The organism is Uliginosibacterium paludis, assembly GCF_039631355.1.
GTDB lineage: Bacteria > Pseudomonadota > Gammaproteobacteria > Burkholderiales > Rhodocyclaceae > Uliginosibacterium > Uliginosibacterium paludis.
The window spans coordinates 208,843-233,315 of record NZ_JBDIVF010000004.1 but is presented as its reverse complement, the minus strand read 5'-3'; the positions used below and the strand labels follow the sequence as shown (position 1 = coordinate 233,315).

22 protein-coding genes are annotated in these 24,473 nt (G+C 63.9%); 8 read left to right on the top strand and 14 right to left on the bottom strand.

Annotation, left to right across the window (positions count from 1 at the left end; all coding sequences use genetic code 11):
* Positions 1-32 precede the first annotated feature (32 nt).
* Together ABDB87_RS13105 and ABDB87_RS13100 are read right to left on the bottom strand one after the other, a co-directional pair.
* Complete coding sequence (locus ABDB87_RS13105; RefSeq protein WP_345927722.1) at positions 33-2,129, bottom strand: YgiQ family radical SAM protein; 2,097 nt, start codon at positions 2,127-2,129, stop codon at positions 33-35.
* Between the two features lie 162 nt (positions 2,130-2,291).
* A complete protein-coding gene (locus ABDB87_RS13100) occupies positions 2,292-4,319 on the bottom strand; it encodes a methyl-accepting chemotaxis protein (RefSeq protein ID WP_345927720.1) in 2,028 nt (675 codons plus the stop codon).
* Positions 4,320-4,522: 203 nt separating this feature from the next.
* Here ABDB87_RS13100 and ABDB87_RS13095 point away from each other — a divergent pair, with 203 nt between their 5' ends.
* The 4 genes from ABDB87_RS13095 to ABDB87_RS13080 all read left to right on the top strand — a co-directional run bounded on the left by ABDB87_RS13095 (position 4,523) and on the right by ABDB87_RS13080 (position 8,333).
* Positions 4,523-6,112 carry a rhamnogalacturonan acetylesterase gene (locus tag ABDB87_RS13095; protein ID WP_345927718.1) on the top strand — a complete coding sequence of 530 codons (1,590 nt, stop codon included), beginning with the start codon at positions 4,523-4,525 and terminating at the stop codon, positions 6,110-6,112.
* A gap of 207 nt (positions 6,113-6,319) precedes the next feature.
* Positions 6,320-6,631 (top strand): DUF3135 domain-containing protein, encoded by a 312-nt coding sequence (locus tag ABDB87_RS13090; RefSeq protein WP_345927716.1) that lies wholly within the window; start codon positions 6,320-6,322, stop codon positions 6,629-6,631.
* A 74-nt stretch (positions 6,632-6,705) separates the two neighbouring features.
* On the top strand, positions 6,706-7,608 hold the full coding sequence (gene cysM, locus ABDB87_RS13085; RefSeq protein WP_345927714.1) for a cysteine synthase CysM: 903 nt from the start codon (positions 6,706-6,708) through the stop codon (positions 7,606-7,608).
* A 2-nt stretch (positions 7,609-7,610) separates the two neighbouring features.
* Positions 7,611-8,333: a hypothetical protein gene (locus tag ABDB87_RS13080; RefSeq protein WP_345927712.1), complete on the top strand. Its 723-nt coding sequence runs from the start codon at positions 7,611-7,613 to the stop codon at positions 8,331-8,333.
* Positions 8,334-8,338: 5 nt separating this feature from the next.
* Here the strand turns inward: ABDB87_RS13080 and ABDB87_RS13075 are convergent, their stop codons facing one another.
* From ABDB87_RS13075 to moaC, 8 genes are all read right to left on the bottom strand, one after another.
* Positions 8,339-9,985 carry an ArnT family glycosyltransferase gene (locus tag ABDB87_RS13075; RefSeq protein ID WP_345927710.1) on the bottom strand — a complete coding sequence of 549 codons (1,647 nt, stop codon included), beginning with the start codon at positions 9,983-9,985 and terminating at the stop codon, positions 8,339-8,341.
* Positions 9,986-10,129: 144 nt separating this feature from the next.
* Entirely contained in the window at positions 10,130-10,336 is a 207-nt protein-coding gene (rpmE, locus tag ABDB87_RS13070) for a 50S ribosomal protein L31 (protein ID WP_345927708.1), read from the bottom strand.
* Between the two features lie 101 nt (positions 10,337-10,437).
* Positions 10,438-11,694 carry a transcription termination factor Rho gene (gene rho / locus ABDB87_RS13065; RefSeq protein WP_345927706.1) on the bottom strand — a complete coding sequence of 419 codons (1,257 nt, stop codon included), beginning with the start codon at positions 11,692-11,694 and terminating at the stop codon, positions 10,438-10,440.
* 220 nt (positions 11,695-11,914) lie between these two features.
* Entirely contained in the window at positions 11,915-12,238 is a 324-nt protein-coding gene (gene trxA / locus ABDB87_RS13060; RefSeq protein WP_345927704.1) for a thioredoxin TrxA, read from the bottom strand.
* 153 nt (positions 12,239-12,391) lie between these two features.
* Positions 12,392-12,979 carry an LOG family protein gene (locus ABDB87_RS13055; RefSeq protein ID WP_345927702.1) on the bottom strand — a complete coding sequence of 196 codons (588 nt, stop codon included), beginning with the start codon at positions 12,977-12,979 and terminating at the stop codon, positions 12,392-12,394.
* A 76-nt stretch (positions 12,980-13,055) separates the two neighbouring features.
* Positions 13,056-13,508 carry a SixA phosphatase family protein gene (locus ABDB87_RS13050; protein ID WP_345927700.1) on the bottom strand — a complete coding sequence of 151 codons (453 nt, stop codon included), beginning with the start codon at positions 13,506-13,508 and terminating at the stop codon, positions 13,056-13,058.
* Positions 13,509-13,546: 38 nt separating this feature from the next.
* Positions 13,547-15,073 carry a CYTH and CHAD domain-containing protein gene (locus ABDB87_RS13045; RefSeq protein ID WP_345927698.1) on the bottom strand — a complete coding sequence of 509 codons (1,527 nt, stop codon included), beginning with the start codon at positions 15,071-15,073 and terminating at the stop codon, positions 13,547-13,549.
* Positions 15,073-15,555, bottom strand: coding sequence for a cyclic pyranopterin monophosphate synthase MoaC (moaC, locus tag ABDB87_RS13040; RefSeq protein WP_345927696.1), 483 nt, complete (start codon positions 15,553-15,555; stop codon positions 15,073-15,075). Before moaC ends, ABDB87_RS13045 begins: the two co-directional genes overlap by 1 nt.
* A gap of 147 nt (positions 15,556-15,702) precedes the next feature.
* On the opposite strand from moaC, the gene ABDB87_RS13035 reads away from it, so the two are divergent.
* From ABDB87_RS13035 to ABDB87_RS13020, 4 genes are read left to right on the top strand one after another with little or no spacing between them, the layout of a single operon-like run.
* The gene (locus ABDB87_RS13035) at positions 15,703-17,109 is read left to right on the top strand and encodes a M48 family metalloprotease (protein ID WP_345927694.1); all 1,407 of its coding nucleotides are present in this window, start codon (positions 15,703-15,705) and stop codon (positions 17,107-17,109) included.
* 20 nt (positions 17,110-17,129) lie between these two features.
* Positions 17,130-17,363 carry a sulfurtransferase TusA family protein gene (locus tag ABDB87_RS13030; RefSeq protein WP_345927692.1) on the top strand — a complete coding sequence of 78 codons (234 nt, stop codon included), beginning with the start codon at positions 17,130-17,132 and terminating at the stop codon, positions 17,361-17,363.
* 22 nt (positions 17,364-17,385) lie between these two features.
* Positions 17,386-17,928 (top strand): YaeQ family protein, encoded by a 543-nt coding sequence (locus ABDB87_RS13025; RefSeq protein ID WP_345927690.1) that lies wholly within the window; start codon positions 17,386-17,388, stop codon positions 17,926-17,928.
* A 7-nt stretch (positions 17,929-17,935) separates the two neighbouring features.
* A complete protein-coding gene (locus ABDB87_RS13020; RefSeq protein ID WP_345927889.1) occupies positions 17,936-19,345 on the top strand; it encodes a DNA recombination protein RmuC in 1,410 nt (469 codons plus the stop codon).
* Between the two features lie 57 nt (positions 19,346-19,402).
* On the opposite strand, the gene ABDB87_RS13015 is transcribed toward ABDB87_RS13020, so the two are convergent.
* The 4 genes from ABDB87_RS13015 to leuS form a co-directional block, all read right to left on the bottom strand.
* Positions 19,403-19,870, bottom strand: a complete 468-nt coding sequence (locus tag ABDB87_RS13015; RefSeq protein WP_345927688.1) for a hypothetical protein — start codon at positions 19,868-19,870, stop codon at positions 19,403-19,405.
* Positions 19,871-20,130: 260 nt separating this feature from the next.
* Positions 20,131-21,141, bottom strand: coding sequence for a DNA polymerase III subunit delta (gene holA / locus ABDB87_RS13010; protein ID WP_345927686.1), 1,011 nt, complete (start codon positions 21,139-21,141; stop codon positions 20,131-20,133).
* Positions 21,138-21,656 carry an LPS-assembly lipoprotein LptE gene (locus ABDB87_RS13005; RefSeq protein ID WP_345927684.1) on the bottom strand — a complete coding sequence of 173 codons (519 nt, stop codon included), beginning with the start codon at positions 21,654-21,656 and terminating at the stop codon, positions 21,138-21,140. Before ABDB87_RS13005 ends, holA begins: the two co-directional genes overlap by 4 nt.
* A 93-nt stretch (positions 21,657-21,749) precedes the next feature.
* Positions 21,750-24,377: a leucine--tRNA ligase gene (leuS, locus tag ABDB87_RS13000; RefSeq protein WP_345927887.1), complete on the bottom strand. Its 2,628-nt coding sequence runs from the start codon at positions 24,375-24,377 to the stop codon at positions 21,750-21,752.
* Positions 24,378-24,473 lie beyond the last annotated feature (96 nt).

The following is a 24,473-nucleotide window of genomic DNA, read 5'->3' as shown; positions in this document are numbered from 1 at the left end:
GGTCTGTGAGGCTGTGGCGCTTGATGCAGCGCTCAACGGCCTCCTGCTTTGCGCGGCCGACTGACCGGCTTGGCGGATGAGCGGGGCGTGCTGGACTGCGCGGCCGATCTGCGCGGAGCCCGGCGTGAGGCCGGCGCTTGCACCGGCGGAAGCGTGCGCGCGGCGGAGGTCCAGGGCACCAGATGCTGGGGGCCGTTGCCGATCAGATCGCGGCGTCCGGTTTCGGTCAGGAACTCGCGGATGAGCTCGAAATTTTCCGGATCGTGGTAGCGCAGCAGGGCCTTGTGCAACTTGCGCTGCCGGGCGAGGCGGGGCGTTTCCACGTCTTCCGATTCCTGGCTGACCCGGCGCAGCGGATTCTTGCGCGAGTAATACATGGCGGTGGCCATGGCCAGCGGGGTGGGCGTGAAGGTCTGGACCTGGTCCGGGCGGAAGTTGTTGGCCTTCAGCCAGAGCGCCAGATTGAGCATGTCCTGGTCTGCGGTGCCCGGGTGTGCCGCGATGAAATAGGGCACCAGATGCTGCTTCTTGCCGGCCTCGTTCGAATACTTCTCGAACATCTGGCGGAATCGCTCGAAGCTGCCGATGCCCGGTTTCATCATCTTGGAGAGCGGCCCTTCCTCGGTGTGTTCCGGGGCGATCTTGAGCAGGCCGGAGACATGATGCGTCACCAGCTCCTTCACATATTCGGGCGAGCGCACGGCCAGGTCGTAGCGCAGGCCGGAACCGATGGTGATCTTCTTCACGCCCGGAATCGCCCGGGCCTTGCGGTAGAGCGAGACCAGCGAGGAGTGATCGGTATCGAGGTTTTCGCAGATGCCCGGATACACGCATGACAGGCGCCGGCAGGAGGATTCGATTTTCGGATCCTTGCAGGCCATGCGATACATGTTGGCCGTCGGCCCACCCAGATCCGAGATATGCCCCTTGAATTCGGGCACCTTGTCGCGGATGTCCTCGATTTCCTTGAGGATCGACTCGTGCGAACGGCTCTGGATGATGCGGCCCTCATGCTCGGTGATCGAGCAGAAGGTGCAACCGCCAAAGCAGCCACGCATGATGTTGACCGAGAAACGGATCATTTCCCAGGCCGGGATGCGTGCTCCGCCATAAGCGGGGTGGGGCGCCCGCGCATAGGCTGCATCGAAGACGTAATCCATCTCTTCGGTGCCCAGCGGCAGGGGCGGCGGGTTGAGCCAGACGTCCCGTTCACCATGGGCCTGGCGCAGGGCGCGTGCGTTGCCCGGGTTCGATTCCAGATGGAAGACGCGCGAATTGTGCGCATAGAGCACGCGGTCTTCGCTGACGGCTTCGAAGGACTGCAATCGGATCACCGTCTTGGCGCGTGCGGCTTTGCGCGCAGCCACGCGGGCGGCGGCCGGCACGATCTGGACCGGAGCCGAGCCATCGGCATTCGGCGCGGTCGAGGTCTGCTGCGGCTCCATCGCGTAGGGATCCGGATGCGGGTCGATGCGTCCGGGCCGGTCGAGCGAGAGCGAGTCGATCTCCTGCCAGTCGGCGTCCGGCAGCCAGTCGCGGCGGACCATGAAGGCCGTGCCGCGCAGGTCGCGAATCGTCGCGATGCTTTCACCGGCAGCCATGCGATGGGTCAGTTCGATCAGGGCGCGTTCGGCATTGCCGAAGATGAGCATGTCGGCCTTGGAGTCGGGCAGCACCGAGCGGCGCACCTTGTCACTCCAGTAGTCGTAATGCGCGATGCGGCGCAGGCTGGCCTCGATGCTGCCAATGATCACCGGCACACCGGCAAAGGCTTCGCGGGCGCGCTGTGCGTAGACGGTGACGGCACGGTCCGGACGCTTTCCGGAGAGCCCACCCGCGGTATAGGCATCATCGGAGCGCGGTTTGCGGTCAGCCGTGTAGCGGTTGATCATCGAATCCATGTTGCCGGCGGTGACGCCGAAATACAGGTTCGGCCGGCCCAGAGCGCGGAAGGCGTCTGCCGAATGCCAGTCGGGCTGTGAAATGATGCCCACGCGAAAGCCCTGGGATTCCAGCAGGCGGCCGATGATGGCCATGCCGAAACTCGGGTGGTCGATGTAGGCATCGCCGGTCACGAGGATCACGTCGCAAGTGTCCCAGCCGAGCGCGTCCATCTCGGCGCGGCTCATCGGGAGAAACGGAGCCGGGGTGAGATCAGGGCGGTGACGGGGCCAGGCGGGGAGGGGGCGGACTTCGGTTTGCATCGGAACGGATTCTACCGGTGAATGCGCCGCCCTAAGCCCCGTCTCCAGCGTGGTCATCTGCCGGGCGGGGCTGCCGGTGGCCGGAGCTCAGGCCGTGTTCCGCACATGGAAGCGCGCAACGGACTGCAGCAGCGACTCGGCCGAGTCGCTGAGCTGTCGGGCCGTGCGGGCCGACTGGCTGATTTCGCTGAAGACGTCTTCCGACATTCGCGCAATCGTTTCCACGTTTCTCGCCACGTTCTCGTTGGTGCTGTTGTGTTCGCGCAGCGCGCTGCTGATATCGGCTACCGAGGCAAGTACGCGGTCCGCACTCTCGCAGACGCCCTGCATGCGCTCGCCCGAGGCGCGGCTGAGCGCCATGCCGCGATCCACGCGGGATACGCCCTGTTCCATCTTGCCGGCTGCGATCTGGGTGTCCTGCCTGATTGCGTCCACTGTGCGCACGATTTCGGTGGAGGCCTGTGCGGTACGCTCGGCGAGCTTGCGCACTTCGTCAGCGACGACCGCGAAACCGCGCCCCTGTTCGCCGGCGCGCGCCGCTTCGATCGCCGCGTTCAGCGCCAGCAGATTGGTCTGGTCGGCGATCTCGCGGATCACCGCGATCATGTGGGAGATTTCGTCCGAGCGCTCGCCGAGCTTGCGGATGGACATGGCCGACTCATTGACCACGGTCGCGATCTCGGTGATTTCGCTCACCACATCGGCCACCATGCTGCTGCTCTCGGTGGCTTGCTGGCGGGAGTGTCGGGAGGACTGCTCGGTGTCGCCCGCATGATGACTTATTTCGTCCAGGCTGACCGCCATTTGCTCGACCGCCGAGGCCATCGCCGTGGCGGCGGTGCTCTGCTGCTCGGCGTCCTGCGTGACTTTTCCTGCGCTGTCCATCAGACCGGTGGCCGCGTGCTGCACTTGCTCGGCGTTGTGCTTGACCGTTACCAGCACGCCTTCGATCCGTTCGCACATGGTGTTGAAGTGCGACGCGACCTGGCCGAGCTCGTCCCGGCTTGCGACACTGATCCGGTGCGTGAAGTCGCCTTCGGACAGGGCACGCGTTCCGCTGTCGAGCGCATCCAGGGCCTCGCGCAGATTGCGATACAGCGCCAGCAGGCCAGCGATGAGCAGCAGCGTTGCGAGCAGGCTGGCGACGGCAACGAAGACCAGTTGCGTGCGGGCCCGGCCAGCGCGCTCGGCGAGCCCGGCTCGGAGCTCGGGCAGGAAGTGGCCACGTCCTTCGCTGACCACGAGGCCGATGGTGTCGGTCACGAGTTTCCACCAGTCGGCGGGCGCGATACCGAATTTCTCACTCAGGATTTCCTTGCTGAGTGTCTGTCGTGCGCTGGCGATCTCGCCGTCAAGTCTTGCAGCAAGACTCTTGAAATAGGCGCTGGCGGCCGGAGTGCCCCGGGAGGCGGTTTCAAGCGAGTTGCGCATGTCGGACCAGAGCAGTCCGGTCTCTCCTGAAAGGGATGCGAGCGACTCCTTCTGCGCCTGGCTGATCTGTTTCGAGGCGAGGATTCCGTTGGCGGATCCGCGCAGCTTGCCCAGACGCTCGGTGAGCTCGGGCATCTGCATGGTAAGCGCACTGATCAGGTAGTAATCGTGCAGGTCCGGGTCGAGGGCGAGGCCCGATACATTGTTGAGCTCGCTGATCAGCGCCAGCAGCTTGCCGATGGCTTCGGTATGGGCGGCAAAGTTCTGCGGTCCGGGCATCGAGAGTCCGTCGGCACTCAGTGTTTTCCATTGATCGAGAACGGCTTTGCCCGGCGCGGCCAGTTTCCATTCGGCAGGTGCCGCGGCGAGGGCGGCTTCGAAAGCCTGGGCGGCCTTCTTCGCTTCTTCGGCCTTGCCGGTCAGGGCCTCCCGCATCGAGGCGTTTCCGCCAAGGACACCGGCACTGAGCCCGCGGTGCTGCTGCAGGGCCAGAACAAAGTCCAGCGTCGGTTCGAACACCACGAGCCCTTGTTGTTCATGCTGGATGACGCGCCACTCCTCGAACTTGTCCGAGCAGGTCAGCAAGACGAGCGTCAGGGTGACGGCCGCGGCCAGGGCGCCGATCAGTCCGAATTTGCGGGACCAGTTCAATTGCCTGAATAGGCGGTTCAGCGGTGCCAGCATGTCGTGATCTTCCTCGGTTTGAAGGGTGTTGTCGCCTTTCTTACGGCAGGGGATTCATGAACTTGACCGCTTCCGGCCTGTCGTCCGGTGCAGTGCGGCAGCAGCCGGGCCTGGGCAATTTCCATCAAGACGGCGGGGGCTGGCGCGGTGCATGATGGCGATCTTTTGGCGGGTTCCGCACTGATTGTTCCCCGGAGGATTCCATGGCTTTTGCAAAACACGAATTGCTGGCGGCGCTCGTCCTGCCAGTCAGCCTGATGCTGATCGGTGCGGGCTGTAGCTTGAAGGCTTCCCGTCCTGCTGGCACCCTGCTGGAGGGCGTGGTGTCGCAGGGCGGGCCGATGGCCAATGCGCGGGTCAGTGTTTTCGATGCCAGGGGGCAGAAGCGGGAGGCCCGCGCAGACGGCCAGGGGCGTTATGCGCTGGACGTTGAGGGTATGCAGGCGCCATTGATGCTGCTGGCGGTAGAACCTGGCAATGACAACTGCTCCGACAGCGCGCGGCCCTGGGCCAAATGCTTCGGCGCCCTGCTGCCTGATCTCAAGCCCGGCCAGAGCAATGTTGGCAACCTCAATGCCTTGTCCGATCGCGCGCTCAGCAGTGTTGCCAGCGCGCTGAAATACAAAGGGCCACAAGCGCTGCTCGACAAGGGAACGACCGCAGGGATCGATGCCGGCCTGATCCGGGAAAAGAACGCCGGCGGGCTGCCTGCCGTGCTGCAGGCGCTGAAGGATGCCGGCGTGGCGGATGCCGAACGCTTCGATCCGGTCACGACCCCGATGAAGGCTGACGGCAAGGGGGCTGATGCCGTTCTGAGCGTTCTGGTGCATAACCGCGGCTACGACAACGATACCGGCGTGCCGGGCGGCACTTCCATCCTGGATACGGAGTACCGTTATGTGGGCAACGAGGAGCCGCTCGATCTGCACAGTGCGCAGGCCGCACTCGCCCGGATCAAGGATCCGGCCTGGACCCGCGTGCTGATCGTGGGGGACTCGACCGCCAGCACCTATGAGAAATTCCGTCTGCCCCGCATGGGCTGGGGCCAGGTGTTCGAGGAACTCTTCAAGTCGGACGCCCGGGTCAAGGTACTCAACAACGCGAAGTCCGGACGCAGTTCGCGCAATTTCTACAACCAGGGCTACTGGCAGGAAATGGCGCAATACCTGCGCCCGGGCGACTACGTGATCATCCATCACGGCCACAACGATCAGAACTGCGATGGCTCCAAGGGCAGCCGCGGGGCGGCCGACGTCGCGAACCTGTGTACCTATCCGAACGATGCGCAGGGGCGCAGACAATTTCCGGTCGGCAAGCCTGAAATGAGCTTCCAGGCTTCGCTCGAGACCTATGTGAAGGAGGCGCGTGCCCGTGGTGCCATCCCCGTCATCATGACGCCGACGACGCGGGTCTGGAACAGCAACCGGAAGGAGGGCTTCCCGGTCGTGCCGAATCACTTCACCTCGGCCGGGCAGGGGAGCGGCGGCTTTGCCTTCACCGGGGACTACAGCCAGACCATCCGGGATACGGCGCGGGCAAACCGTTTGCCGTTGATCGATATCGAAGCCAGAACCATCGCTTTCGCCAACGCACACCAGTCGGACTGGAAAAACTACTGGCTGGCGGTCGACCCGGCAAAGTACCCCTGGTATGGCACCCAGTCGAGCGGAACGCAGGCCAAGCCGGATACCACGCACTTCCAGGAGGCCGGCGCGCGCGCGGTAGCCGCCATGGTGGCCGAGGGCATCAAGGAAACCGCCGGGCTCGAAGCGCTGGCCGCGAAATTGCGCTGAGCGGTTTCACGCCTGCTCCCCAAAACGCGCCGTGCATCACGCTGGCGCGTTTTTTTACAATTGAATCCGGGCTCGCCGATTGCCTGGCAGCGGAACTCGGTGTCAAATCGGGTCAGGCACTTCCCTGATGAGGTGCCGGTAACGATGGTGGCCTGGCTCTTGCATGAACTCCCCTCATGATCGCCAGGCAGCAGAAAGCAGGATGTCATGCAATTTGATTTTGAATTCGATTTCGAACACTGGCGCACGCTCGCCGAAGAAGAGCCGGCCCGCTACTTCGCCGAGCGCAAGGCGCTGATTGACCGCTTCATTGCTTCGGCTCCGGCGTCGATGGCGCCGGATCTGATGCAACTGCAAGGGCTCATCGACCACTCGAGGGCCGAAGCCGGAACGCCGCAGATCGCGGTTCAGCAGATGATGGGCATGCTCGGAGACTATCTGGCCGCGCTGGCCGGGCAGATGAGGGAACTGCAGCAGCATTCCCTGGCGCTTGCCGCCATCCAGTCCCGCGCCGACTGAATCGCTCGGCCCGCTTCCGGGCTGACGCTCTCCGGTATCATGTGGGCTTGTCGCACTTCTGCTCTCGCCCCCACATGAACTACCCCACCCTGGAAGATTACGTAGGCCGCACGCCGCTGGTGCAACTCAAGCGTTTGCCGGGCAGTCTGGCAGCGGAGCGCGGCAACGTCGTACTGGCCAAGCTCGAAGGCAACAATCCCGCCGGCTCGGTCAAGGACAGGCCTGCACTGTCCATGATCATGCGTGCCGAAGCGCGGGGTGATATTCATCGGGGGGACACCCTGATCGAGGCCACGAGTGGCAACACCGGCATTGCGCTGGCCATGGCAGCCGCCATGCGCGGCTATCGCATGATTCTCGTGATGCCCGAGAACCAGAGCATCGAGCGACGTCAGACCATGAAGGCCTTTGGTGCCGAACTGGTTCTTACGCCCCGCGAAGGCGGCATGGAGCTCGCCCGTGATGTGGCGACCCGGATGCGCGACGAGGGCCGCGGCCGGGTGCTCGACCAGTTCGCGAACTCCGACAATCCGCTGGCTCACTACGAGGGGACGGGGCCCGAAATCTGGGAGCAGACCGGTGGTCGCATTACCCACTTCGTGAGCAGCATGGGAACGACCGGCACCATCATGGGTGTTGCGCGCTTCCTCAAGGAAAAGAATCCGGCCATCCGCATCGTGGGCTGCCAGCCTGCGGAAGGGGCCCAGATCCCGGGTATCCGGAAGTGGCCCGAGGCGTACATGCCGGCCATCTTCGAATCGGGCCGGGTGGATCTCACCGAAAACGTCGCCCAGGCTGCGGCAGAGGACATGACTCGTCGCATGGCTCGGGAGGAAGGCATTTTTGCCGGGATTTCCTCCGGCGGTGCCATGAGCGTGGCCGTGCGGCTCGCGCAGGAACTGCGCGATGCGGTGATCGTCTCCATCGTCTGCGACCGGGGAGATCGTTACCTCTCGACCGGCGTCTTTCCGGCCTGAAAATGAATCCTGGTTTCCGCGTCCTTGCGCTGAGCACCGTGCCGGACGTGACCGGCCTGCGCCGGCTGCATTGCCTGCCCGATTCGCTGTCGGATACCGAAGTGGCCGAGTACGCTTTCCAGCGGCGTCGCGCCACCCGTATCGATGACCTGCTCCCACCGCATTTTCAGCAGCTGGCAGCGTTTGCCTCGGCGGGCTTCGAAAACGGCCGGATTGTGCTGGCTTCGTGCTGTGCTACGGACGAGGCCCGCGTGCTGGATGCGATCTTCCAGTCGCTGGCAGGGCTGGAACAGGTTGATCGGTGGAGCGGGCAGGAAGCTTCGCTGGCCTGCATCAGGACGCGCGCCATGTTGCGTCCGGTGTTTCCGGCGGACGATGCCGCCTGGCTGCAGTGCGCAGCCCCCGCTTTTGGCGAGTGGTTTGGTGATGCCGAGGGTGCGGCCGAGTTGTCCGTCATTGCGCGCCTTGCCTGCTTGCCGCTTGCCCGCGGTTTTCACCATGAAGCGGTCTGGAAGCAGGTGCAACAAGGTGAATACGCGCTCGTGCAGGCCGAGGTCGAGCTCAGGGCGCTGTGCGCACTTTTCCTGCGGTTGCGGCAGGCGGTGCTGCTCGGACAGCAGGCCCCGGCAGCCTTGGCTGCCGCACGAAGCGGCTTGCGCCAGCTTGTGCAGGCGCGTCCCGACTCGCCGCATCTGGCCGCCTTCGAGCAGGCCTGGCCTGCCTGAACGGATCAGTCCGCCGGACGGCGATACAGCGCAAAACGTTCGCCGAGCCTGCCACTGCCGCGTTCCATCTGCCAGACCGTTTCCCATCCTTCCGGTGCGACAGGCAGCGGGTTCCGGCCTGTGGCGTAGGCGAGCTTCAGTTCGCAGGCAGCGGTTCGCGGCGCGATCCTCAGATTGTTGAAGTACAGGAAGGCCGCACGCTGCGAGTCGCCCACATCGATGCCCGCGACGCAGCCTTCCAGCTTCTGGCGCGCGACGGCGCCCGCAATGGCGGTAGAAACCGGCTGGTAATTCTTGTTGTAGTCGAACCAGGAAAAACAGAGTGTGGTGGCCAGGCCCCAGGTCAGCGTGACCCCGATGGCCCAGCGCACGGCACCCCGGAGCTGGAAGAAGGGCAGTCTGAACAGTGCAATCAGCCAGCCAGCCGAGAGCGAGACAGCGATCAGCAACTGGTACCAGGCCCAGCTGGGCTGGAAGCCGGGCAGCAGGCGGAGAATGTTTCGCGACAGCGGCTCGGGCCAGCCGAAATGCATGGCCAGCCAGGCCAGCCAGAGCGCAATGCCGACCATGCTGAAGGTGATCAGGCCGAACCAGTCGAATGCGTTGGCGGCCCCTCGACGCAGGCGGCACTGTTCACCCGATGCCATCACGATCAGAGGCGGCAGGAGTGGCACGAGATTGGCCGGACGCATGCCGCCGGTGCCTGTTGCGAGTATCAGACTGAACAGCGCCGCGGCCAGCGGGATGAGGTGACCGAACTCGCGCAGGCTGCGGCGACGCAGCCAGAGGGACCATATCACCAGTGGCCAGAGCGGCCAGGTAAACCACCCGACCAGATTCGCAAAGTCCTTGCCGTGCGCCAGATGGCTGGTGTGGGGCAGGATCAGGTCGAGCTGATTCTGCCACCAGGCGTCGAGAAAGCCGGGGTCGAAAACGGCGAGGAGGAAAGGCCAGGGGAGAGACAGCGCCAGTGCAGTCAGAAAGGCAAGGGCAAACTGCCGGAGCAGCCGGGCGTCACGCAGGGAGGGTTCGCTCAGTGGCAGGACCAGCCATACCGGCAGGCTGGCCAGCAAGCCTGGCAGGCCGCCGGAGAGAAAGCAGGCCGCGGTGGCGATGCCGGTGATGAAGGGGGCTTGCCTGGTACGCTTGCGCATCTGGACCAGACCATAGATCACGCCTGCTACCGCGCTGGCAAGCGTGATGAGCGGCTGCATCTCATGGGCGTGCACCAGCAGACCGACTGAGCCGATCGACAGCATCGCGGCTGCGGAGGCAGACTCGCGTCCGTAGAGATCACGCGCGGCGTGCCGCAGGCAAAGGATCATGACGCCCAGCGTGCCCACCATGGAGAGACGGATGGCGTCATGCAGCGGCAGCAGCCAGCCCAGCAGCTTGCCGCTGAGTGCGCCGAGCCAGTATGCGAGAGGAGGGGAATCGAGGAAGGCCTGGCCGGCAATCTGGGGGGTGAGCCAGGTGCCGTCCAGCATCATGCTGAAGGCTACGCCGATGTGCTCGGCGTCGTCGCCCCGCCAAGGCGCGTGGCCAATATTCGCCGGCAGGGCGTAGGCCAGAAACAGCAGGATGAGTGCCCAGTTCGGCACGTGGATGGCAGGTTTGCTGCTCGGGAATTCAGTGAACTGTTCTGTGTGCATGCGTAGACCGGACACCGGTTGGGTCGCAGGATTGTAAGACCTTCGGACAGCAAAACATCCGCAGTCCTGTCCGTGCTGGCAAAAAAACAAAAGGCAGCCCGCGGGCTGCCTTTTTTTGTACGGCGTGCCTTGGCACGCAGTCGCTCAGCGACGGCCGTACTTCTGCTTGAAGCGCTCGACGCGGCCAGCCGTGTCGACAATCTTCTGCTTGCCGGTCCAGAACGGGTGGCATTCGGAGCACACTTCCACATGGTAACCGGGCTTGCCCAGCGTGGAACGGGTGGTGAATGTGCTGCCGCAGGAGCAGGTAACTTGCACGTCAGCGTAATTCGGATGGCCTTCGGTCTTCATGACGGATTCCTTGTTGCGCGGGCGGCGGATGTGACCGCCCTTGAAAATAAGACTGCGGATTATGGCAGGACTTTGGCCCTGCCGCAAGTTAGCCCGGGCGCTCAGCGACGCATCGCGTCGAAAAACTCGTTGTTACCCTTGGTCTGGCGGATCTTGTCGAGCAGGAAGTCCATCGCGTCGAGGTCGTCCATGCCGTAGAGCAGCTTGCGCAGCACCCAGATTTTCTGGAGTTGAGCCGGCTCGATCAGCAGCTCCTCGCGGCGGGTGCCGGAGCGGTTGACGTTGATGGCCGGGTAGATGCGCTTCTCGGCCATGCGGCGGTCGAGGTGCACTTCCATGTTGCCGGTGCCCTTGAATTCTTCGTAGATCACTTCGTCCATGCGGCTGCCGGTGTCGATCAGCGCGGTGGCGATGATGGTCAGCGAGCCTCCTTCCTCGACGTTACGTGCCGCACCGAAGAAGCGCTTGGGTTTCTGCAGGGCGTTGGCGTCCACGCCGCCGGTCAGTACCTTGCCGGAGGCCGGCACCACGGTGTTGTAGGCGCGGGCCAGACGCGTGAGCGAATCAAGCAGGATGATCACGTCGCGCTTGTGTTCGACCAGGCGCTTGGCCTTTTCGATCACCATTTCCGCGACCTGGACGTGGCGCGTGGCCGGCTCGTCGAAGGTGGAAGCAATCACTTCGCCCTTGACCGAACGCTGCATTTCGGTGACTTCTTCCGGGCGCTCGTCGATCAGCAGAACGATCAGCACGGCTTCCGGATGATTGGCGGTGATGGCGTGAGCAATGTTCTGCAGCATCACCGTCTTGCCCGACTTCGGCGGAGCGACGAGCAGACCGCGCTGTCCCTTGCCGATCGGCGCGATCATGTCGATCACGCGACTGGTGATGTTTTCTTCGCCGCGCATTTCGCGCTCGAGCTTGAAGACCTTGTTCGGGTGGAGCGGCGTGAGGTTTTCGAAGAGGATCTTGTGCTTGGCATTCTCGGGCGGCTCGCTGTTGATCTTGTCGAGCTTGACCAGTGCGAAGTAGCGCTCGCCGTCTTTCGGCGTGCGGATCTCGCCTTCGATGGTGTCACCGGTGTGCAGGTTGAAACGGCGGATCTGCGAGGGCGAAACGTAGATGTCGTCCGTGCCCGCCAGGTAGGAAATGTCCGGTGAGCGGAGAAAGCCGAAGCCGTCAGGCAGGATTTCCAGAGCGCCGTCGCCGAAGATCGGCTCCCCTTTTTTCGCGTGATTCTTCAGCAGGGCAAACACGAGTTCCTGTTTGCGCAGACGGTTGGCGCCTTCGATGCCGTTGGCGTGAGCCATCTCGAGGAGTTGGCTGACATGGAGAGCCTTGAGCTCTGACAGATGCATGGGATGACCCTGAAAAAGATATGTGCGGGGAGGGTGGGCAATCTGCGGGATTGCCGGGCGTCCAGAACGGAAAGGGAAATGTGGATCAGTGTGATCAGTGCGCTGGAAAAGCGATCCGCGAGTCGTACAGGGCGGAGAACCCCGGAGATGACAGCATGCGGTGCCAGCGTTGGCCGGAACTGTAGCGATTCAGTTCCGGCCTGTCAAACGGGCTGTTGTATCAGATGTTGGCGTCGATGAACGCGGCCAGCTGCGACTTGGACAGCGCGCCGACCTTGGTGGCTTCCACATTGCCACCCTTGAAGAGCATCAGGGTGGGAATGCTGCGGATGCCGAACTGCGCCGGGACGCTTTGGTTTTCATCCACGTTCATCTTTGCGACGACGATCTTGCCGGCATATTCCTTGGCGATTTCTTCCAGGATCGGGGCAATCATCTTGCAGGGGCCGCACCATTCGGCCCAGTAGTCGACGAGAACGGGGAGTCCCGACTTCAGGACGTCGGCTTCGAAACTGCTGTCGGAGATGTAGGTAATGTCGCTCATTGAATCCTCGCTGTTGTGAGTCTGCCCGGTTGGGGGAAGCAGACGGGTCATGAGCCCGAATGCTATCCAAATCGGAGCGCAGGGGGAAGGCGAGGCTGCCTATCCGCGCAATAGCATCGCAGGCAGCATTGCCGGTTTTGCCGGAGCAGGTACTCAGGCGCTGGCCGGCTGGACCTTGCCGATCCAGTCTCCCTCAAGGGGACGGTGCTGGCGCATCGATTCAAGCAATGTCTCCGCATCGGCCGCCACATGAATGCGGTCCAGATGGATCTGCTGGACGAAACCGGCTTGAACCATGTGCCGGACCATGGCAAGAAAAGGCTCGAAGAAACCGTTCACGTTCAGCAGCCCCACCGGATTGTGATGGATATGGAGCTGGGACCAGGTCAGGATCTCGAACAGCTCGTCCATCGTGCCGAGGCCGCCCGGCAAGGCTACGAAAGCCTCGGCGCGCCGGGCCATGGCGGCCTTGCGGGCATGCATGGAGTCCACCACCACCATTTCGGTCGCACGGGGGTGGGCGAGTTCGCGTTCGGCCATGAAGCCGGGGATCACTCCGTAGGCCGCGCCACCTGCATTCAGCACCGCGTCCGCCACGACGCCCATCAGGCCGACATGGCCGCCACCCCAGACCAGTTCGATCCGGTGCCGGGCAAGTGTCTGGCCGAAGTTTGCCGCGGCCTGACTGAAAACGGGATCGGCGCCGCTGGACGCACCACAGAATACGCAAAGGGATTTCATGACGGAATGCACGAACGCAAGGGAGCCGGCAGATTAGCCGGAGCAGGGCGCCGGGGCAATCCGGCCCGCCAGAGGCTCAGATCAGGTCGGCGTTGATGACGGTCTTGAGTACGGTCTGCATTTCCCCGTTGCGCTCCCGGATCTGGAACCACCAGAGCGCCCCTTTCTTGAAGGACAGTGCACTGGCTTCATCGCGCAGCAGGATGGAGGCGACTTCGCCCAGCGTGGGCTGATGGCCCACGACCAGCACGGAACCACCCGCATCGGGCCAGCCTGCCGCCTCAAGAATGCTGTGCGGCGTGGCGTCCAGCCCGACGTCCTCGCTGACTTCGTAGCTGTGGTCCCAGGCTTCGACGGTCTGCCGGGTGCGGACTGCCGGGCTCGTCAGCACGCGCAGGTTCGCCGGCGCATGCTGATCGAGCCAGTGTGCCATGCGCTGGGCCTGCTTCACTCCGCGCGCGGTGAGCGGGCGACTGATGTCGGGATTTCCTTCGGCAGCGTCTGCGTGACGCCAGAGCAACAGGTTCAAGATGCCTCCGGATTCCGGCGTGCCAAGGCGCGCCTGGGTCAGTGGTGGGATGGCTTCTTTCGCGACGCGCCGGCCTTTTCGTCCTGCCATCCCGCGTCGGCCAGCACCAAGCCGGCGCGCCGCAGGATAGTGCGACGAAGTTTCAGGCTTGTTGCGGCATGCCAGCCGGTCAGGAAAGCGACCGGTGCGGCGAATCGGGGATCACTGCTGACCCAGCGACCCAGTACGGGCAGCGCGTCCGCGAGGTCATTCAGCCTGCCAAGCCGGCTCTGCAGGTCGGCCAGCGCGCGGAGGCGTCGCGACACCGCTTTGTGCGGCTTCCGGGGGGCCAGCTCGCAGACCAGTCTGAGCTGCTTGATGAGGATGCGCAGCGCGTGAAGACTTTCGTTGCTCCGCTCGCTGCAGACCCGTTCAAGCTGAGCCTGCGCCTTTTCGTGCAGATGGCGGGCCGCTTGTCGCCTGAGCGTTCCTGTCAAACTTGCCGAGTTGGCGGGCAGGGCGAGCAGCGCGCGATGGAACTCCAGCGCCAGCATGCCCGCGCCGGCTGCGGCGAGCTGGAGACGGACTTCCGCGAGCGCAGATTCCCGCCATTGTTCCGCATGCCGGGCAAGCGGCGGAAGATAGCCGTCCACATCATCTTCGGTCGCCGGCAGGATGAGTTCGTCACAAAGCACCTGGCTGCTGCGCAGGGGGCCCAGGCTTTGTGACAGGGCCTGCAGCCGTGCTCGCCAATCGTCGGCGAAGCCCTCCGGCAGCGCCGGCTCGAAAATCCGCAGCAGCCCGCGCAGCCGGGTGAGTGATACCCGCAGCTGATGGATGAATTCCGGATCCGGGTAGCTGAGGGCGCCGTGGTGGTTGGCCGACCATGCCGACAGGCAGACAAGCGCGCGCTGGCGAAAGCTGTCCAGCACGTCGGCGTCGTCGGGCACGGGGTCGATCAGGCTGGATTGCGGTGTGACGGGCGTGTCATGGAAGAGCTGGTAACCCCGCGCGGCCTTGCTTGGATCGAAGGGAATCAGTGGAAGGCCCGAGGCCAGCGCACAGGCGAGTTCGAGCAAATCGTCCGCATCGCCCGAAACCAGCTCCAGTTCCAGCTCGCTGATGAGCGTTTGCCGGCCGGCTGCGCTGATCTCGCCACGATCGATCATGACCAGGATGGAGACGCCGTCGCGCGGCTCGAGCTTCAGCGTGTCGCGCACGAAGTCCGTGCTGAACAGGGGCACGAGCGCGGCATGGTGTTTCTCCAGCGTCCTGCGGACTTCGGTGGCCTCGACATCCGAAAAGTCGAATTCGCCCGAGAAAGCCTTTTCCCATTCCGGGCGTGAGGACAAGCCTCCGAATGACTCCGCCGCGCACTTGACTGTCTGCAGCCAGTTTTCGCCGGATTTTCGCGTCCGCAGCGCGATCCGTTTTGCCGACAAGGCCAGATCGGGCGTGTCGAAATAGGTGTTGATGAGCGTTTTCCGGCTGCCCTGGCGAGCTGCGCCGGCAAGCAGCGGATGGGCCAGAACGGCGTCGAGCGCCTCAGGCGGGAAGGCCAGCTTGAGTTCGATTTCCCGTGCCATCAGTCGGCCTTCCAGTGGCCGGATTTGCCACCTTCCTTCTCGAGCAGGCGGACGGCTTCGATGCACATGCCCCGGTCTGTCGCCTTGGCCATGTCATAGATCGTCAGCAGCGCCACGCTGGCCGCCGTCAGCGCCTCCATCTCGACACCGGTCCGGCCGACGGTTTCGGCCGTGACCTCGCATTCGATGGCGTGATTTCCTTCATCGATCCTGAACGCCACCGCAACCCGCGTCAGCGGAATCGGATGGCACAGCGGGATCAGTTCCGAGGTGCGCTTGGAACCCTGGATCGCCGCGATGCGGGCGATGCCCAGCACATCGCCCTTCTTGCTGTGACCGTCGCGGATCATGGCGAGCGTGGCGGCCTGCATCACGATGCGGCCGGTGGCGACGGCACGCCGCGCAGTTTCAGACTTGTTGCCGACGTCGACCATGTGGGCCTGGCCTTCGGCATCGAAATGGGTAAGCGGAGAAGTGGTCATGAAGTATCGGATGCTTGTTGCCCGCGCAGAATCGGGGCCGTGAAGTCAGGCTGGTTGTGAACGTTCCGGAACGGGAAGTATCATAGCCTCATGCCAAATCGAACAGTTCTCCGCCGCTGCCTTGCGCAGGTCCTGATCGCGGTCCTGATGATCCAGACCGCAGCCGCCCAGACCTACAACTCCGGCTTGCCCGATCTGGGCGATCCGGCGCAGGAAGCCCTCTCGCCAGCGCAGGAACGACGGATTGCCGAGGAGGTGATGCGTTCGGTCCGTTTTCGCGAACCGAGCTACCTGGATGATCCGGAGGTCGAGGAGTACCTGAATGCGCTCGGACGCACGCTGGCCTCGACGCTGCCGGAGCAGGGCAACGGGTTCCAGTTCTTTGCGCTGCGCGACAGCACGATCAACGCTTTTGCCATGCCCGGAGGCGTCATCGGCGCACACACCGGCCTGATCGTGACCACCGAGGCCGAATCCGAGCTTGCTTCGGTGCTGGGCCATGAAATCGGGCACGTCGTCCAGCATCACATGGCCCGCATGCTGGTCCGGCAGGGCAACACGACGGCAATGGTGCTGGCGTCACTCCTGCTGGCGGTGCTTGCAGGGCGGAACAGCCCGAGTGCGGCAGGCGCGGTTCTGGCCTCGGGGCAGGCTGCCGCGATCCAGAGCCAGCTGGCTTATTCGCGTGACTACGAGCGCGAGGCGGACCGGGTTGGCCTGCAGATCCTGAATGCGGCGGGATTCGATATTCGCGGCATGCCGACGTTTTTCGACCGTCTCTTCCAACGCACGCGCTCTTCGGAAAACAACGCGCCGGCCTATCTGCGCACCCACCCCTTGACCCTCGATCGCATCGCGGATATCGGCTCCCGCGTCCATCAGATGCGCGCGATGCCGCATCCGAGTTCCATTGACTACACCCTGGTTCGGGCGAAACTCGAAGTCATGCAGCTCGGCGCCCGGGCAGCCATTCCGCGCCTGCTGGCCCGCGAGGCACAGACACGCCAGGAACAGTCGGCCCGCTGGTATGGCCTCGCGCGTGCCTATCTGGCCGACAGCCAGCTCGTCGAGGCGGACAAGGCCTATGGCGAGCTCGCACGGCTCACGCCGGACACCGCCATGTTCGCTTTGCTGGGGGCTGAACTCGAGCGCGCGCACGGCCGTCCGGCCCAGGCCGCCAGACTCTGCGCAGACGCCCGGAAGCGTTATCCTGCGCGCAGCTCGCTGATCTATTGCGAGGCGGAAAGCTGGCTCGCCGGCAGTTTGCCGGACAATGCGCTCAAGGTGCTGGACCCGCTGCTGCGCGTGCCGGCCAGCGATTACCGGCTCTACATTCTTCAGGCCAAGGCGGAAACCGCGCTGGGCCGTACTGCGCTGGCCCATCGTGCGCAGGCCGAGGTCTATCAGCTGCAGGGCGACCTGAGTGCGGCCATTGACCAGCTCCAGCTGGCCCAGCGGGATGGCGGCGGCAGCTTCATGGAGCAGGCCTCGATCGATGCCAGGCTGCGAGAGTTCAAGCGCCTGGCTGAAGAGCGCAAGGACAAGGACAATTGAACGACTTCAAGGAACACGGCATGAACAAGATTGACAGCGAGCTGGACGTGCGCGGCCTCAAGTGCCCGCTGCCCATTCTCCGCACGAAAAAAACGCTTGCCACGATGAGCAGCGGTCAGGTGCTCAAGGTCATGGCGACCGACCCCGGTGCGCGCAAGGATTTCGAGGCTTTTGCCCGTCAGACCGGGCATGAGATGGAAGACCAGAGCGGGGACGATGGTAGCGAGTTCGTCTTCCTGATCCGTCGCAAGTAAAGAAGAAAAGGATTCCCACGTTTTGGCGCTGCGCTCCACTGTTTTCAAGGCCGAAGTCGGCATTTCAGACCTCGATCGTCACTACTACCAGACCCATTCCCTGGTGCTGGCCCGTCACCCCTCCGAGACCGATGAACGCATGATGGTGCGTCTCCTGGCGTTCGTGCTGAATGCCAGCGAGACACTCGAGTTCGGCCGCGGCATCTCGAGCGAAGACGACCCAGCGCTGTGGGATCGTGATCTCACTGGTGCCGTGCAGCACTGGATCGAAGTCGGCCAGCCGGACGAGCGCCTGCTGCGGCGCGCCTGCGGCCGGGCCGACCGTGTCAGCGTCTATGCCTATGGGCGCGGACTGGACCAGTGGTGGCAACAGAATGCCGCCGCGCTCGAAAGACAGGACAAGCTCACCGTCTGGAAACTCGAGGCTGCTGACTGTGCGGCTCTGGCCGCACTGGCCGGACGCGGCATGCAGATCCAGAGCACCATCCAGGATGGCCAGCTCATGCTCTCGGCTGGCGACGATACGCTGCAGATCGAACCGCTTCGTCTCACGCCGGAGCGCTGAGATGGACATGCAGGCGCTGACGCTCGCCTTGCTGGTTCTCCTGCTGGCGGGCCTGGCGGCGCTGGGCTGGCGCCTTGCTGCGCTGACCCGTGGGGCGGCCACTGAGCGGGATGCGATGCTTCAGGCGCTGGCAAGTGCTCAGGCCGCGGGCCATCGCGCCATGCTCAACGACCTCGGCGCCGGTCTTGACCGGCTCGGTGACCGCATGCTGGCAGCCAGTACGGACGCCTCCGAGCGCCAGCGCAATCTGGTCGCTGGCGAGCTGCGCGCTACCCGGGACGCGATGCAGGCCCTGCATGGCGCGATGCAGACCCTGCTTGCCCAGCAGGGCGGGGATGCGGCACGCAAGCTCGATCAGCTTGCCGCGCTGCTCGACCAGCGTCAGCAGCAGCTCAAGGCCGAGATGCTCGGTCAGACGCTCGAGAAACTTGCCGAATCGGCTCGCACGGATCGCGAACTGCTGCAGGATGGCCTGCGTCGTGCCGCACTTCAGCAGAGCGAAACCAGCGAGAGCCTCAATCGGACCATGAACGAGCGGCTGGAGGCCATTGCTGGCGTGGTGAATCAGCGCCTCGACGAGGGGTTTGCCAAGACCAACGAGACCTTTGCCAATGTGATGGCGCGGCTGGCAACCATCGATGAAGCGCAGAAGAAGATCGGGGATCTCACCCTGAACGTGGTCAGCCTGCAGGAACTGCTTGGCGACAAGAAGGCGCGCGGAGCCTTTGGCGAGGTGCAGCTCGAAGCTCTGGTCCGCAATGCCCTGCCGCCTGATGCCTATGAGTTCCAGTGCCAGTTGGCCAGCGGCGTTCGGGCTGACTGTGTTCTCCGGCTGCCCGAGCCGACCGGCCGTATTGCGGTGGATTCGAAGTTTCCGCTCGAGAACTACCATCGCATGTTTGATCCGGCGGCAGGCGAGCTGGAGCGCAAGGCAGCGGAAGGGCTCTTCAAGCAGGATATCCGGCGGCATGTGGAGGCGATCGCCAGCAAGTACATCGTGGCAGGCGAAACGGCGGACGGAGCGGTGATGTTCGTCCCGGCTGAGGCTGTTTTCGCCGAAATTCACGCCTATCATCCGGACCTCGTCAGCTGGGCCCAGGCCCGGCGGGTCTGGATCGTGTCCCCCACCACGCTGATGGCCGTGCTGAATACCGCAAGGGCGGTGCTCAAGGATGTGGAAACGCGCCGCCAGATCCATCTGATCAAGGATGCGCTGGGCAAGCTGTCGAAAGACTTCGGCCTTTTCGATCAGCGCATGAAGAAGCTGGCCGACCACATCCGTCTGGCGCATGAGGACGCGCAGGATGTGCACATTTCTTCGAAGAAGATCTCCGGCCACTTCCAGAAGATCGAGAAAGTCGAGCTGAGCGATGTGGCGGGCCTGCTCGATGTCGAGGATGACTCGCGCGCATCCTGAAGGCTCAAAGCCAACCGGAGCGGAAGGCTCCGGTCGGTGCGAAGAGGGTGGACGGTCTTACCGGATATTGACGTGCACCTTGCAGCGATCCTCGTAGCGCTGGTCGCCTTTCTTGTCCTTGATGACCAGACGGAATTCCATGTCCCCCGTGCCTTTCACCACGACCGGCAGGCTGAAGAAGCGGCCGGTGCCGTCTCCCTGATTGGCAAGGCTCGGGGTGGCGCTGGTGCCGAGTACCGTTTGCCAGCCACTGCCTTCGGTGAACCATTCGCCGGAGAGGGGTTCAACGTCCCCGGTCGTATTCACGCGGATCGACATCCTGACCGTACCGCCGTTAGCCACGTCGACACTCTTGGTGTTGCCGGAGCCGCCGCAGCTGTCTTCATACTTGTCGAGCCAGACACCTTTGGTGACATCGGCAATGGCGTCCGCGATCGTGTCACCGCCGCCGCCACAGGCAGTCAGGGCAAAAAGCGGCACGGCCACGAGGGTGAGGGCATGCGGGCGGAAGAATCGGGTTTTCATGGTCTGTCCTTTCCTGATGAATACCGCGATCTGCGCGGCACGAGGCTGGCGCGACGCTCAGACGCGTCAGATCGGATAAATAATTGTCAGACAGTTTAAAGACTCGCGCTCCGGACGAAGGTGCAGTCGTCGCCCGAAGCAGGACGTCAGACAGACGGCCGCCACCGTGAACCGCACGGGCGGCAGACGGGACGCGGCGTGTTCCCGCTCAGTCGGAGATCCGTCAGGAAAGGCAAGCGGGCCGCAACGCGGTCAGGCGCTCAGCGCGCGCGGACCCGCAGGGAGATCTGCAGGAACTCATCCCAGATGTCGCCCTGTGCCAGACCCTTGATCATGCGGTCGGCCCGGGCTGCATGCAGCAATGCGGCGCGCAGGCCACCGGATTTGAGCCGCTGCACGGCGCGCTTGCACAGCGCCTGACGCGGGCCGAAAACGCGTTCCGCCTTCAGTGCGCCATCGATGTTCTGGCCGGCATCCACGCTTGCGCGCAAGCGTGCCAGGGTGCGGACTTCGTTGGCGATCGTCCACAGCACCAGAGGGGGGGCGGCGCCTTCGCCCTTCAGGCCTTCGAGCAGTCGTGCACAGCGTGGCGCATCGCCCTCAAGCAGCGCCAGTCGCAGCTTTTCGGTGTCGTAGCGCGCCACATGCAGCACCGCATCCTCGATCTGCTCGAGGCTCAGCTCGCCCGGGTCATACAGCAGGGAGAGTTTCTGGATTTCCTGGTGGGCCGCGAGCAGGTTGCCTTCCACATGGCCGGCAATGAACTCCAGCGCTTCACGGGATGCACGCTGTTGCTGACGGGCCAGGCGCTGGGCTATCCAGTGCGGCAGCTCCGCCAGGGGCGGTGCATTGCACTCGATCACCGTGCCGGCTTCGGACAGGGCAAGGAACCAGGCTGCCTTGCGCACCGTCCAGTCCAGCAGTGGAAGCGTGATGAGCGTGATGTCACCGGCATGCGGGTCGAGCTCGCGGGCGAAACGCGCGAGCGCCTCGCCGCCCTGCTTGCCCGGTTTGCCGTTGGGAATGCGCAGGTCGACGAGCTTCCTCTCGCCAAACAGCGAAAGATTGCCCGCTGCCAGGCCGAATTCGTCCCAGCGGAAATGCTGGTGGGTGACGATGACTTCTCGTTCGCTGACGCCCGCTTCGCGAGCTGCGGTACGGATGCTGTCTGCCGCTTCGATGACGAGCAGGGGCTCGTCACCGTGCAGGACGTAAAGCGGAGCCAGCCCTCGCTGGAGCTGAGCGGCGAGCTGGTCAGGGCGCAGGTTCAAGGCTTGGCGGCGTCGCTTGCCGGTTCGGAATTGGGTACTGCCCGGGCGAGCCGGCGCATCAACTGCTGCAGGATGTCGTTCTGCATGTCGCGGTAGAGCAGTGCGTCTTCCTGCTCCTTGGCGAGCTCCTGACCTTCGGCAAAGCTCACGTCACGCGTGACATAGATTTCGCTGTAGGACGTGACTTCACGACCATTCTTGTCGAGGACCCGGAAACCGAAGCGCTGACGCAGCTGATACTCGCGGACCGTGCCCGAGGCCGTCAGCGACAGGATGTATTTTTCCTTGTCGTTGCGTGCCACGAAAAACTGGACGTCGGCTTCCTTGAGGCTGTCGACCACCCTGGTCGAACCACTGGTTTCGATCTGCCGCTTGAGCGCCGCCGTGAAGGTGTCATAGCGGTTCATGTTCAGATAGATCGTGGAGAAGGGCAGCGTCTGTGGTCCGCGCAGGTGGTAGCCGCAGGCGGAGACGGAGGCAAGCAGGACTGCAGCGAGAAAGACACGGCGGAGCATGGTTTTCCTTCAATGTGTAGCCCGGATGCCACGGAGCGGAATCCGGGGGCTTGCGTCCCGGATTCCGGCCTGCGGCCTTCATCCGGGCTACGTTCAGACGACGATATTAACCAGCCGGCCCGGCACCACGATGATCTTCTTCGCGGGCTTGCCTTCCATGAACTTCTGGGCGGCTTCCGAGGCTACGGCCAGGGCTTCGATCGCGGCCTTGTCGGCTGCGGCCGGCACCTTCACCGCACCGCGCGTCTTGCCCAGCACCTGCAGCACCAGTTCGATCTCGTCCTGCACCAGTGCGGCGTCCAGCGGTTCCGGCCAGGCTGCGGCGAGGATGTCTTCGCCATAGCCAAGGTCCGCCCACAGGGTGTGGGTGATGTGCGGGGTGATGGGCGAGAGCACGCGCAGCAGGATGCCGAAGCATTCCTCGATGACTTCGGCGGCAATCGCCGAATCACGCGGGGCTTTCTCCAGCGCGTTCATCATCTTCATGCACGAGGAGGCGACGGTGTTGAACTGCTGCTTGCCCAGATCGTAGTTGGCCTGCTTGAGGTTCAGGTGGATCTCGCGGCGCAGCGTGGCGAGGTTGTCCGGCAGCTTGGCCGAAGCCAGCTCGCGCGTGGCGGGCAGCAGCGGCTTGATCTGGCTGGCATAGACGTGGCCGAAAGCCCATACGCGCTTGAGGAAGCGGTAGGAGCCTTCGATGCCGGCGTCGGACCATTCCAGCGTCTGCTCGGGCGGCGCGGTGAACATCATGAAGAAGCGGCAGGTGTCGGCACCGTACTGTTCGATCATGGCGTTCGGGTCGACGCCGTTGCGCTTCGATTTGGACATGGTGCCGAAGCCGCCGTATTCGACGGGCTCGCCATCACGCACAGCGGTGGCTCCGGTGACGCGGCCGGACTCATCCTTGATCAGGTCCACTTCTTCGGGGGCGAACCACTCGATGCCGGTCTTGTCGGAGCGGCGCGAGAACAGGTGATTCAGCACCATGCCTTGCGTGAGCAGGCGCTTGAAGGGCTCGCGGTAGTTCACGAGCTTGAGGTCACCCATCACCTTGGTCCAGAAACGCGAGTAGAGCAGGTGGAGGATGGCGTGCTCGATGCCGCCGATGTACTGATCCACCGGCAGCCAGTAGTTCACTCGCTCATCGACCATCGCCGTGTCGTTGCCCGGCGTGGCGAAGCGGGCGTAGTACCAGGAGGAATCCACGAAGGTGTCCATGGTGTCCGTCTCGCGGCGGGCGGGCTTGCCGCAGCAGGGGCAAGCGACGTTCAGGAAGTCTGGACGCTTGTGCAGCGGGTTGCCGGAGCCGTCCGGCACGCAGTCTTCGGGCAGCACGACCGGCAGCTGGTCGTCCGGCACCGGCACCGAGCCGCAGTCATCACAGTGGATGATCGGGATCGGGCAGCCCCAGTAACGCTGGCGCGAAATGCCCCAGTCGCGCAGGCGCCATTGAACCTTCTTCTCGCCCGCGCCCTTGGCGGCGAGGTCGGTGGCGATGGCGTCGACAGCGGCTTCGTAGCCGAGGCCGTCGTACTTGCCGGAGTTGATGGTTTGGCCTTCCTTGCTGCCGTACCACTCCTGCCAGGCGTCGGTGGAGAAACTCTTGTCTCCAAGGGCGACGACCTGTTTGATTGGCAGGCTGTATTTCTTGGCGAATCCGAAGTCGCGCTCGTCATGCGCCGGCACGGCCATCACGGCGCCATCGCCGTACGACATCAGCACATAGTTGCCGACCCACACTTCAACCTGTTCGCCGGTGAGCGGGTGGGTGACGAAAAGGCCGGTGGGCAGGCCTTCCTTCTCCATGGTCGCCATGTCGGCTTCCATCACCGAGCCGCTCTTGCACTTGGCGATGAAGGCGGCGAGTTCGGGATTGTTCTGTGCGGCGTGCGTGGCCAGCGGGTGCTCGGCGGCCACGGCGCAGAAGGTGACGCCCATGATGGTGTCGGCACGGGTGGTAAACACCCACAGCTTGCCGTCACCGATCAGCGCGCCGGATTCCTCCTTGATTTCGTGCGGGAAGGCGAAGCGCACGCCGGTGCTCTTGCCGATCCAGTTGGCCTGCATCAGGCGCACGCGCTCGGGCCACTGGTCCAGCGTATCCAGATCGTTCAGCAGCTCATTGGCATACTGGGTGATGGCGAGGTAGTAGCCGGGGATTTCGCGCTTCTCGACTACCGCGCCGGTGCGCCAGCCGCGGCCATCAATCACTTGCTCGTTGGCCAGCACGGTCTGATCGACCGGGTCCCAGTTCACGGTCTGGGTCTTCTTGTAGGCGATGCCCTTTTCGAGCATGCGCAGGAACAGCCACTGGTTCCACTTGTAGTAGTCAGGCTTGCAGGTGGCGAGTTCGCGGCTCCAGTCGATGGCGAAGCCCAGCGACTTCAACTGGCCCTTCATGTATTCGATGTTGGAGTAGGTCCACTGTGCCGGCGGCACCTTGTTGGCGATCGCCGCGTTCTCGGCGGGCAGGCCGAAGGCGTCCCAGCCCATGGGCTGCATCACGTTGTAGCCGCGCATCTTGTGGAAGCGGGTCAGTACGTCGCCAATCGTGTAGTTGCGCACGTGGCCCATGTGCAGCTTGCCCGACGGGTACGGGAACATGGACAGACAGTAGTACTTGGGCTTGCTGGCGTCTTCCACGGCCTTGAAGGCAGCGGTGCGCTCCCAGAATTGCTGGGCAACTTGCTCGGTGGCGGTGTGATCGTACTTTTCCTGCATGGACGAGGACTGCATGGAGTGAATCCGGTCGGTGAAAATCGCGAATCGGGGATTTTAACCTGCCGCGGCACCTGAAGGCGTGGTGCAGCTCAACGA

What these genes read in the sequence shown, in the direction of transcription:
- ABDB87_RS13105 (WP_345927722.1), bottom strand. Translation starts at nt 2,129, where the DNA reads ATGAGCCGCGCCGAGATGGACGCGCTCGGCTGGGACACTTGCGACGTG.
- ABDB87_RS13100 (WP_345927720.1), bottom strand. Translation starts at nt 4,319, where the DNA reads ATGCTGGCACCGCTGAACCGCCTATTCAGGCAATTGAACTGGTCCCGC.
- ABDB87_RS13095 (WP_345927718.1), top strand. Translation starts at nt 4,523, where the DNA reads ATGGCTTTTGCAAAACACGAATTGCTGGCGGCGCTCGTCCTGCCAGTC.
- ABDB87_RS13090 (WP_345927716.1), top strand. Translation starts at nt 6,320, where the DNA reads ATGCAATTTGATTTTGAATTCGATTTCGAACACTGGCGCACGCTCGCC.
- cysM (WP_345927714.1), top strand. Translation starts at nt 6,706, where the DNA reads ATGAACTACCCCACCCTGGAAGATTACGTAGGCCGCACGCCGCTGGTG.
- ABDB87_RS13080 (WP_345927712.1), top strand. Translation starts at nt 7,611, where the DNA reads ATGAATCCTGGTTTCCGCGTCCTTGCGCTGAGCACCGTGCCGGACGTG.
- ABDB87_RS13075 (WP_345927710.1), bottom strand. Translation starts at nt 9,985, where the DNA reads ATGCACACAGAACAGTTCACTGAATTCCCGAGCAGCAAACCTGCCATC.
- rpmE (WP_345927708.1), bottom strand. Translation starts at nt 10,336, where the DNA reads ATGAAGACCGAAGGCCATCCGAATTACGCTGACGTGCAAGTTACCTGC.
- rho (WP_345927706.1), bottom strand. Translation starts at nt 11,694, where the DNA reads ATGCATCTGTCAGAGCTCAAGGCTCTCCATGTCAGCCAACTCCTCGAG.
- trxA (WP_345927704.1), bottom strand. Translation starts at nt 12,238, where the DNA reads ATGAGCGACATTACCTACATCTCCGACAGCAGTTTCGAAGCCGACGTC.
- ABDB87_RS13055 (WP_345927702.1), bottom strand. Translation starts at nt 12,979, where the DNA reads ATGAAATCCCTTTGCGTATTCTGTGGTGCGTCCAGCGGCGCCGATCCC.
- ABDB87_RS13045 (WP_345927698.1), bottom strand. Translation starts at nt 15,073, where the DNA reads ATGGCACGGGAAATCGAACTCAAGCTGGCCTTCCCGCCTGAGGCGCTC.
- moaC (WP_345927696.1), bottom strand. Translation starts at nt 15,555, where the DNA reads ATGACCACTTCTCCGCTTACCCATTTCGATGCCGAAGGCCAGGCCCAC.
- ABDB87_RS13035 (WP_345927694.1), top strand. Translation starts at nt 15,703, where the DNA reads ATGATCCAGACCGCAGCCGCCCAGACCTACAACTCCGGCTTGCCCGAT.
- ABDB87_RS13030 (WP_345927692.1), top strand. Translation starts at nt 17,130, where the DNA reads ATGAACAAGATTGACAGCGAGCTGGACGTGCGCGGCCTCAAGTGCCCG.
- ABDB87_RS13020 (WP_345927889.1), top strand. Translation starts at nt 17,936, where the DNA reads ATGCAGGCGCTGACGCTCGCCTTGCTGGTTCTCCTGCTGGCGGGCCTG.
- ABDB87_RS13015 (WP_345927688.1), bottom strand. Translation starts at nt 19,870, where the DNA reads ATGAAAACCCGATTCTTCCGCCCGCATGCCCTCACCCTCGTGGCCGTG.
- ABDB87_RS13005 (WP_345927684.1), bottom strand. Translation starts at nt 21,656, where the DNA reads ATGCTCCGCCGTGTCTTTCTCGCTGCAGTCCTGCTTGCCTCCGTCTCC.
- leuS (WP_345927887.1), bottom strand. Translation starts at nt 24,377, where the DNA reads ATGCAGGAAAAGTACGATCACACCGCCACCGAGCAAGTTGCCCAGCAA.